The following is a 9,807-nucleotide window of genomic DNA, read 5'->3' as shown; positions in this document are numbered from 1 at the left end:
TGGGTTTGTTTTTCTAATTTTCTTGATGAAGTAATTTTGTTCATATATCCATAAATGTATAGCTTAAGTAGGTCTTTGGGGTTATACCCAGGTCTCCCCCTCTCTTTTGGGGTTGCATTCTTAAATCCTAGTTCACCTAGATCTATTGTTTCTACGAAAGTATCTATGATCCTTACAGGATTATCTTCTGTAACATAGTCATCTACATATTCTGGTAAGGCAATCTTGCTTTTTCTATGAATGCCTTCTATATATCTCATACTATCACCCTCCTTACTACTATTATGGGCGATTCTATGCATGCTATATCAAGATTACCTTATCCATTTATTGGATTTTTGGCGCGGCCTGACGTCCCCATGTCTTCCCCATGTCTTGCCCTGATTAAATCAAGAACACCCCCTTTGGGGTGATTCTTTGTTTTTTTGAAACCTTTTTGGTACATAGTGATAGGGATATCACTTAGACAAGCACTTACTCTACCTCAACAACAAATGTATAGGAAACTGTGCCCTTTATATCAGAGTTCTTAAAATTAAACCATTGTGCAATAACTTCATATACATAGGCACCTCGATCTAAAGGGATTTTAAATTGGTTGTTACTTAGAGGAATTTCTTCTGCTCTCATGTCCTCCTTCCATAGATATAAAGTTAAATCAGGCTGATCTTCTAATTGAATCGTTATTTCTGCTTTAGGGGGAAGAAGGATTGCTTCAAATGATTCTGCGATTTGATTTGGTGAAGCTGCATCCGCCATCACGATTTCACCATTTCTCTCCCACATAAAACCACCCTGCTCCATCTCTACTTGTTTTCCATTTGCCTGAATAAAGCCAACTATGCCAGGTGGAAAGTCTTGAGCTAAACCCAATATTTCAAGGGGAGATTTTTCTATATCTATATTCCCACCTTCAACCTGAGCATTCGTACAGCCTACTAAAAAAAACAATAGCAATACGGTTATTGCAAATATAATCCCTCGGCATTTCATTACCAGCACTCCTTATTATTATTTTTACCCCTTTGTTTTATTAGACGCTAAATAGAAGAAATAGGTTCTAAATTTTTCAAAGATTGTTTAATACATTTTTATAGTAAAATGAAAGGCTTAAATTTCTTGTGGGAGCAGTATATGAAGAGTATGCACAATATGTAATATTGAATATGTTGGAAATTCTAAAATTTCATTGTGCTAATTATAGAAGGAGTCAGAACCTTTAGGAACTAGATTAGTAGAAATATAATAGCTGAGTTTAATAATTACTAACAACTCAACATAAAATTTATAGAAGCAAGAATTATGGAGGAGATGAAGTAAAGGTGAATAGTTGGTACGATAAAGAAATATCCTTGATTTATCACAATATACAATACTATCAGCAGATGCTTATATTAAGCACAGATTTCTACCAAAGGATGTTTTACGAAGGCCTATTAAATAATGAAGTGAGACGACTAAATTATTGGCAGTGGTATATTCAAGAACCTAATAGTCCAAGGAATCAGGAAGGTGAAAACACACCACCTAATCAAAGAGAGTTCACATTGGAAGAGTTGTCCCAATATGATGGCTCTGGCGGGAGACCTGCCTATGTTGCAGTAAATGGAGTTGTTTACGATGTAAGCTTAGATGCAACCTGGGGAGGAGGTACCCATTTTAGCTTGTATGCAGGAAGAGATTTAACTGGAGCTTTTATGGGATGCCATGGCGGTAGGCCTGAGATTTTAAGAAACTTACCACAAGTAGGGGTGTTAAGGCCATAGATGGGAGGGAGATTTTTGAATGAGATACCAAGCAACTGTCCAATGATCAGCTCAAAGACAATTACAGCTAGAAGGATGATGGATTTGGCCATAGAGAAAATAGAAAATACTAGTATCCATAAAATCAATTTAATCTGGTTAGAGGCAACCGGTTGTGCAGGCAATATTATTTCCTTACTGAATGCAGAAAATCCAGATATCATTTACCTATTAGATCAGATGGTGACATTAAAATACAACAATAGTCTAATGGCTGCAGAGGGAGCAGGGGCCTTTCAGCAGTTTTTAGATACATTAGAGACGGAATTTATCCTAGTGGTAGAAGGAGCAGTGGCTACCAAGGATGATGGATTGTACACGGTCATCGCCCGATACCAAGGGGAACTGGTAACGGCGATGGAGGCAGTAAAAATGGCAGGGGAAAAGGCTAAGTACGTGGTGACAGTAGGCACCTGTGCCTCCTATGGAGGACCCTCTGCTGCCCGACCCAATCCTTCTCAAAGTGTCAGTGTACCACAGTTTTTAAATAAGGAGGTTATTAGAGTACCAGGTTGTCCCAGCCATCCAGATTGGGCTATTGGAACAATTGCTAACCTCATCGCCTTTGGTATGCCAGAGCTAGATCCACAAAGTAGACCTATTATATTTTATGGCATTACCATCCATGATCAATGTACCAGGAGGTCTTATTTCAATAATGGCATCTTTGCAACAAAGCTGGGAGAACCAGAATGTATGTTTAAACTAGGATGTCGAGGGCCTGTCACTAGAACTGATTGCCCTGTGAGACAGTGGAATGGCTATGTAAACTGGCCTATCGAAGATAACACCCCTTGCATAGGCTGTGCACAGGAAAGGTTTCCCGATGGGATGTCACCCTTTGTTCGTTACTAAAATAATTTTTTGGAGGAAGCTATGGGAAATAAAATTACCATCAACCCCATTACTCGAATAAGTGGATTTTTAGAAATTCAAGTAGAGGTTGAAGAAAATCAAATCATTAACGCCAAAAGCAGTGGCATGCTCTTTAGAGGCTTTGAAAAAATTCTAAGGGGAAGGCCTCCTCTGGATGCCATTTATTTTACAGAAAGAATCTGTGGCATTTGTTCTACTGCCCATTCTATGGGATCTACTTTAGCCTTGGAAGATTTATTAGGCATCAGACCTAATGAAAATGACAAGATGATTCGGGACTTTATGCATGGCTGTGAATTTCTTCAAAACCATTTAAGACATTTCTACCAATATACCCTTCCAGACTTTGCGCGGGGTCCAGAGATTCAACCCTTATATAATGTTACCCATAATGATTATAGACTGCCGGAAAAATTCAATAGGGAGTTAGCTGAGAATTATATAGAATCCCTCCAGTACAGTCGTTTAGCCCATGAAATGCTAGCTGTCTTGGGAGGTAAAGCCCCCCATACCCATGGCATATTTGTAGGGGGTGTAACAGTGAACCTAGATGCATCTAAATGGATTAAGGTCAAATCCATATTAGCCTCTATCAAGGAGTTTGTGGGAGGACGAATGATTCCCGATGCCTATACCATTGCAGAATATTACCCTGATTATTTTGAAAATGGTGTAGGTTATAAAAATCTCATGACCTATGGGGTATTTGATACATACCTAGAAAAAGACCTATTTTATGTAGCACCCCAGGTCTTTATTCATGGAGAACTGCAGGAGTTTGATCCTGAAAAAATTACTGAAAATATCCATCGAGCGTGGTATGAGGCAAGGCAAATAGAACAAAGACCCACAGAGGCAACGGTAGAAGAAAATGTGTATAAGGAAAAAGCCTATAGCTGGATTAAAGCCCCAAGGTATGATGGGTATCCCATGGAGGTTGGCCCCCTTGCAAGGATGTGGCTAAGTGGTGACTATACCAATGGTATTTCAACCATGGATCGAACTATTGCTAGAGTGCTGGAGGCAAGAAAAATCATCGGAATCATGGAGGGTTTTTTAGAAAGGATGCAGCCTAAACCCGCCCAACAAGGACAATATAAGTTTTCAGGTGAAGCTAGAGGGAAGGGGCTTATCGACACTACCAGAGGAGCCTTGGGCCATTGGGTTGCCACTGAAAATGAAGGGATTCAAAACTATGAGATTATTACTCCCAGCTCCTGGAATCTATCCCCTGAGGATTCGGAGGGGGTTAAAGGAGTAGTAGAAGAAGCATTGATGGGAACAACCATAGAAGATTTGAAAAACCCTGTGGAAATAGGAAGAATTGTGAGGTCTTTTGATCCCTGTGTTTCCTGTGCCACCCATGTAATAAGTGAGGGCTATTCTCCCGTACAGATTAGGATTGTATAGGATGGCTGTAAAATGTATTGGGATTGGTAATCGAATTATGGGGGATGATGGTATAGGAATCAGGATAATAGAAGAGCTTTCACCACGGTTGCAGGATATAGGTATAGAAGTAATATTGGGTGAGACACACATTGATTATGCCTTAAGCAAAATTAAGGATGGAGATTTTTTATTTATTATTGATGCCACCTATTTTAATGTAAAACCAGGTACTGTGACATTTACTCCTATGGATAAATCTATTGAACAGCATCAACAAACTTATTCACAGCACCAGCCAAGCTTAGTTCATCTTCTAAAAGTCTATAGGAAATCAGTTGAAGGATTTATTATTGGAGTTGAAGTGGAGGAGATTGATTTCAGTTTAGAACTGAGTAGCACATTGCAAACTAGGCTACCTCATATATGTGAGGTAGTGTATCAATTCATTTATGAAACCATAAGGAGGGTTTAAAATGCATGATACTTATTTATTAAACAAAATAGCACAATCACTAAAGGAACTATGTCAGGAACATAAAATCAAGAATATAGAACAGTTTACTTTGGTGGTGAGCCATCATAGTCATGTTCATGAAGAGAGTCTGGGAGAACACTTAGAAATCCATTGCAAGGAATTTATAGGCGATGATTTAAGGATTAAATTACAAAGAGAAGATATAGAGGAGCAGACAGCCATTATTCACAGTCTTCAGGGTGAAACCCTTGAACCATAAGAATAATTTCAGTGAAATAAGTAAAAGAAGGTACATAGTAAAAATTTCTGGCATGGTCCAAGGGGTAGGATATAGACCCTATATTTATAACCAGGCTAAGCTTTCTAACATCAAAGGGTGGGTTAGTAATCATGGAAGTTCAGTGGTGCTAGATATAGAGGGGGAAAGGAAGACTATAAAAGGCTTTTTAATAAAAATTATTAAGACCCCTCCTGATCTCTCCACCATAGAAAAGATACGATTACTTTCGAAGGAATATAAGGGCTATTTAGATTTTCAAATTAAGTCCAGTTCTTCTGATGCAAAAGGGCTTAAATTTATTGGAGGAGATGTGGCTACTTGTCCTCAGTGTCTAGAGGAAGTCTTAAATATCCATGACACGAGGTACCATTACCCCTTTACAACCTGCACAGCCTGTGGCCCAAGGTATTCTATTCTTAGGAAATTACCCTATGATCGAAACAATACAACCATGGATGACTTTCAAATGTGCCCTAGCTGCGAGAGAGAATACAATGATTCTACCAATAGAAGATTTCACACTCAACCCAATAGTTGTCCAAATTGTGGACCCTCTTTAAGTTTATTGACAAATGTAGGAAAGAAAGTAGCTTTCATCAATCTTATTCAAAAAACCATAGACCTTTTGCAGAGGGGAAAAATAGTGGCTATTAAAGGCCTAGGTGGATATCATTTAGCCTGTGATGCTGAAAATCAAGAGGCTATAAAGGCTTTGAGGAAAAGAAAAAATCGACCCCATAAGCCCTTTGCTCTTATGGTAAAGGATATAGAGGCAGCAAAAGAATTATGTGTAATCAATGAAATAGAAGAAAAAATTCTGTTAAGCAATAAAAGACCCATTGTTTTATTAGAAAAAAAGGCGCCTAAGGAACTACTTGATGTAATCGATCCTAACATGAAAAAAGTGGGGGTTATGCTTCCTTACACCCCCTTACACTATTTACTTTTTCAGGGGACAATCACAGCTCTTGTCATGACCAGTGGCAATGCAAGTAGTGCACCGATACAATATGAAAATCATGAGGCAATTGAGAAGCTAGGAAGGATTGCTGATTATTTCTTAATACATAATAGAGACATACATATTCCAGTGGAGGACTCGGTTGTAAAGGTAGTAAATGACAAAGAGGTTTTGGTAAGAAGGGCCAGAGGCTATACCCCCTTCACCTTTCCAATCAATACTTCTGAGGAAGTATTGGCCTTGGGGGCGGAGGAAAAAAGTACATTTTGTGCTGCTGAAAATCAATATGGGTATATGAGTCAGTATTTAGGAGACTTAAAGGATTTTGATACCCATAGGATTTATGAAAAAGCCATAGAAAACTTAATAAACCTATTGGGATTAAAGCCTAAAATAATTGTCCATGACTACAATGGCAGCTACTTATCCTCTCAATATGCAGAAACCATGACAGGTAAAAAAATAGCAGTACAGCATCATCATGCCCATATGGTCAGTTGTATGGTGGAACACAAGCTATTTTCTCCTGTGATAGGAGTAGTTTTCGATGGAACTGGGTTGGGGACAGACGGGAAAATATGGGGTGGAGAATTTTTTGTCGGTACAAGGGAGAGATTTAGTCGAGTAGGGCATTTGAAATATGCTACCATACAAGGAGGGAATCAAGCCATCAAAGAACCCTGGAGAATCGCTACTAGCTATATACATGCAATGGATTATCATGAAAAGAAGGTTTTAAAAGTGATAGATGAAAAAAGTATCAATGCAGTCACACAGGCATTAGATCAAAACTTCAACTGTTTTGAAAGCTCCAGTGTGGGAAGACTTTTTGACTGTGTGGCATCTCTACTGAATCTACGACAGAAAATTACCTACGATGCACAGGCAGCCATTGAGCTAGAAAATATTTTAGACCCTTCTGTTAAAGAATACTATGGCTATGATATAGGTGAAGAAAATGGCCTTTATCAAATTGATTATAAAAGTATCCTAATGGGGGTTTTAAAAGATATAGAAAAGCAAGTACCCCCTTCTTTAATTTCGGCTAGATTCCATAATACCATAGGGAAGGTAACATTAGAGATGATCTCTAGAATCAAGGAAAGATATCGTGTAAACAGGGTAGTATTAAGCGGAGGGGTTTTTGAAAATACCTATCTATTGTCTTATATAGTAAAGGGGTTAAAGAAAAGAAACTGCGACTTCTATTATCATCAACAAATTCCCACCAATGATAGTGGGATTTCAGTTGGGCAGTTAGGTGTGGCAGCTGCGATAGAAGGGAAGGGTTGATATGTGTATTGCAGTTCCTGGAGAAGTTATTGAATTATTTCCTCCCGAGGGGAGGGTAAAAATCATGGGAGTAGAAACAACTGTCAATATACAATTAATTGATGATTTAAAGGCTGGAGAGCATGTGCTAATCCATGCGGGGTGTGCTATCGAAAAGATAAACCAAAACTATTATAATGATTTGTTAGATATATTTAAAAGTATGGTGGATGGGAATGAGAAGGAAGATGGATAAAGATTTGCTGACACACCTAATTAATGAGGTGAATTCCATGGTGACAGAAGAAATAAAGATTATGGAGGTATGCGGCACTCACACCCAGATGATTGCCAAGCTGGGGCTAAGAAGTCTGCTATCCTCTAAAATCAAGCTTTTATCAGGTCCAGGATGCCCTGTTTGTGTAACGGAGGAAAAGTATATTGACTGGGCTATAGAAATTTTAAATAGATATCATGTAACGGTGGCTACCTTTGGAGACCTCATGAGGGTAGGGGGAGGAAAGGGAAGTCTGCTGGAGGAAAAGGGTAAGGGGAAAGATGTACGGATCATCTATTCATCTCTGGACATCATTGAGATGGCAGAAAAGAACAGAGGAAAACAGGTTGTTTTTCTTGGGGTGGGTTTTGAAACAACAGCACCTATTATAGCTTTAGCAATGAAAACCGCCTTTGAGAGAGGAATTGACAACCTATATTTCCTCACCTCCCTTAAGCTCATGCCACCCATCCTGCATTATATATTGAAGGAGGCCAACAATGGGATTCATGGATTCATCTGTCCAGGTCATGTAGCTACAATTAAGGGAGCTGATTACTTTAAATTTATAAATAGGGAGTACCATACTCCAGCTGCCGTTTGTGGATTTGAGGCTATTGACATTGTAGCAGGGATCTATTATTTGGTGAAACAGATTACCCAAGGAAAGAAAAACGCCTTTCAAAATCTGTATAAGAGATGTGTAAAACCTCAAGGGAATCCCACTGCCAATCTGCTGATGGAGGAGGTCTTCAACATTGTAGATGGAGAGTGGAGGGGAATTGGTAACATAGCAAACTCTTCCTTAGGTATTAATGAAAAATATACTAGATTTGATGCGAGGAATGCATTTGTGGTAGAAGACCAACAGGTAAAAATTAGAACCAGTTGCGAATGCAAGGATATCTTATTGGGAAGGAAGACACCAAAGGAATGCAAACTTTTTAAGAAAAGATGTAATCCACTCACGCCCCAAGGCCCTTGTATGGTGTCCACTGAGGGAGCTTGTACTATTGCTTATAGGTTTGGGGAGGAAGTATAAAATGAAGGATAAAGTGACCCTCCGTCATGGAGATGGTGGAAAGCATACAAGCATACTGATTAGGGATATTTTTCATAAGCATTTTCATAATGAGTTACTAGTGAATTCCTTAGATGCCGCTGTATTTGATGGGCATCATGGGAGACTGGCCTTTACAACAGACTCTTTTGTTGTAAAGCCTCTAGTGTTTCCTGGGGGGGATATTGGTAAATTAGCTGTATGTGGTACCATCAATGATCTAGTTACAGCAGGAGCCAGGCCATTATATTTAAGCTGTGGCTTTATCATGGAAGAGGGCTTTGATATGAAGCTGCTTGAGAAAATTGCAGTCTCCATGGGAGAGACCTGTAGAAAAACAGGCGTGAAAATAATCACAGGAGATACAAAGGTGGTGGAGAAAGGGTCGGTAGATGGCATATTTATTAACACCTCAGGAATAGGCGTAGTTCAGACAGCCTATCAACCAAAGTCCATAGAGGAGGGAGATCAAATAATGATTACTGGGGGAATTGCCCAGCATGGTACGACTATAGCAGTGAAACGATATGAAATAAAAGTAGAAGGGAATATGAAAAGTGATTGTATGCCATTAAATCATATTCTTGAAAGGCTGCAGCCGTATATGGGAAGTATTAAGTTGATGAAGGACCCCACCAGAGGAGGTTTGGCAACTGCCTTAAATGAAATCCTAGAGGTGTCAGGAAAAGGAGTTCTGCTATTAGAAGAGGCTATCCCCATAGTCGGAGAAGTGAAATCGATCAATCAGATGTTGGGGTTAGATCCTCTATATCATGCCTGTGAGGGTAGGATGATCATCGTCGTTGACAAGCAGAAGTCTGGAGAGGTATTGGAGGAAGTTCGGCGATGTGAAGGCTGTGAAGATGCCGCAATCATCGGTGGTTTTCTTCCCACTAACCTGCCGCCAAAAGTAGTGATGGATACAGTGATTGGAGGCAGAAGAATTGTTGGTCCTCTAGAGGGAGATATGCTGCCACGGATATGCTAACAAAAATTAGAAAAAGTGTAGAAAATAGGCATAGAACGCCATAAGACTCTACACTTTTAAATCTTATGTGGAGGCTAAGGTGGATGTCTTTACCACCCCTATAAATACTCTAAGAGAAGGCAGAGAGGAGGTTTTGAATGTATCAGGTAAGTCTGTAGAAGGAGGAAAAATCCAGCATATATTTTTTTCTAAGGAGCTCGCTGAAAAAGAAATAATCGATTTTTTTGACGTGTTTTTAAGTAATTCTGAGATTTCCTTACTTCCCAATATTATCGTTGTAGATGCCAGTCCTCGAGAGATGATGGAGGCAAACTCAAAATTTCCAAATAAACCAAGACCTTCATACTATGTGAACACCTTGTTAGAAAACGCACGTAGAAGCTCCTATGTACCAGAAACGTGAATTTATGATTTTGTCTCA

At 39.2% G+C, this 9,807-nt stretch carries 12 protein-coding genes; 10 read left to right on the top strand and 2 right to left on the bottom strand.

Annotated features, from left to right (window positions below; genetic code table 11):
• Together BMX10_RS08255 and BMX10_RS08250 are read right to left on the bottom strand one after the other, a co-directional pair.
• Window positions 1-260, bottom strand: a 260-nt coding sequence (locus BMX10_RS08255; protein WP_170834743.1) for a transposase, incomplete at its 3' end; no start/stop codon positions are given.
• Window positions 261-474: 214 nt separating this feature from the next.
• A complete protein-coding gene (locus tag BMX10_RS08250; protein WP_090442187.1) occupies window positions 475-993 on the bottom strand; it encodes a hypothetical protein in 519 nt (172 codons plus the stop codon).
• Between the two features lie 329 nt (window positions 994-1,322).
• Here BMX10_RS08250 and BMX10_RS08245 point away from each other — a divergent pair, with 329 nt between their 5' ends.
• The 10 genes from BMX10_RS08245 (at window position 1,323) to BMX10_RS08200 (ending at window position 9,789) form a co-directional block, all read left to right on the top strand.
• Window positions 1,323-1,766: a cytochrome b5 domain-containing protein gene (locus tag BMX10_RS08245; RefSeq protein WP_244272673.1), complete on the top strand. Its 444-nt coding sequence runs from the start codon at window positions 1,323-1,325 to the stop codon at window positions 1,764-1,766.
• A 15-nt stretch (window positions 1,767-1,781) separates the two neighbouring features.
• Entirely contained in the window at window positions 1,782-2,660 is an 879-nt protein-coding gene (locus BMX10_RS08240; RefSeq protein WP_330387856.1) for a hydrogenase small subunit, read from the top strand.
• A 21-nt stretch (window positions 2,661-2,681) separates the two neighbouring features.
• Window positions 2,682-4,091, top strand: coding sequence for a nickel-dependent hydrogenase large subunit (locus BMX10_RS08235; protein ID WP_090442181.1), 1,410 nt, complete (start codon window positions 2,682-2,684; stop codon window positions 4,089-4,091).
• A 1-nt stretch (window position 4,092) separates the two neighbouring features.
• On the top strand, window positions 4,093-4,545 hold the full coding sequence (locus BMX10_RS08230; RefSeq protein ID WP_090442178.1) for a hydrogenase maturation protease: 453 nt from the start codon (window positions 4,093-4,095) through the stop codon (window positions 4,543-4,545).
• Between the two features lies 1 nt (window position 4,546).
• Window positions 4,547-4,807, top strand: coding sequence for a hypothetical protein (locus BMX10_RS08225; RefSeq protein WP_090442175.1), 261 nt, complete (start codon window positions 4,547-4,549; stop codon window positions 4,805-4,807).
• Window positions 4,797-7,082 (top strand): carbamoyltransferase HypF, encoded by a 2,286-nt coding sequence (hypF, locus tag BMX10_RS08220; RefSeq protein WP_330387854.1) that lies wholly within the window; start codon window positions 4,797-4,799, stop codon window positions 7,080-7,082. The genes BMX10_RS08225 and hypF overlap by 11 nt, the downstream gene beginning before the upstream one ends.
• Window position 7,083: 1 nt before the next feature.
• Window positions 7,084-7,317, top strand: a complete 234-nt coding sequence (locus tag BMX10_RS08215) for a HypC/HybG/HupF family hydrogenase formation chaperone (RefSeq protein ID WP_090442172.1) — start codon at window positions 7,084-7,086, stop codon at window positions 7,315-7,317.
• Window positions 7,298-8,380 (top strand): hydrogenase formation protein HypD, encoded by a 1,083-nt coding sequence (gene hypD, locus BMX10_RS08210; RefSeq protein ID WP_244272671.1) that lies wholly within the window; start codon window positions 7,298-7,300, stop codon window positions 8,378-8,380. Before BMX10_RS08215 ends, hypD begins: the two co-directional genes overlap by 20 nt.
• 1 nt (window position 8,381) lies before the next feature.
• A complete protein-coding gene (gene hypE, locus BMX10_RS08205) occupies window positions 8,382-9,386 on the top strand; it encodes a hydrogenase expression/formation protein HypE (protein ID WP_090442169.1) in 1,005 nt (334 codons plus the stop codon).
• A 79-nt stretch (window positions 9,387-9,465) separates the two neighbouring features.
• The gene (locus BMX10_RS08200; RefSeq protein WP_090442166.1) at window positions 9,466-9,789 is read left to right on the top strand and encodes a Ger(x)C family spore germination protein; all 324 of its coding nucleotides are present in this window, start codon (window positions 9,466-9,468) and stop codon (window positions 9,787-9,789) included.
• Window positions 9,790-9,807: the final 18 nt, after the last annotated feature.

The sequence above is a fragment of the Natronincola peptidivorans genome, assembly GCF_900111615.1.
Classification (GTDB): Bacteria; Bacillota; Clostridia; order Peptostreptococcales; family Natronincolaceae; genus Natronincola_A; species Natronincola_A peptidivorans.
The sequence above is the reverse complement of the archived record's forward strand: the minus strand, read 5'-3'. Positions and strand labels throughout refer to the sequence as shown.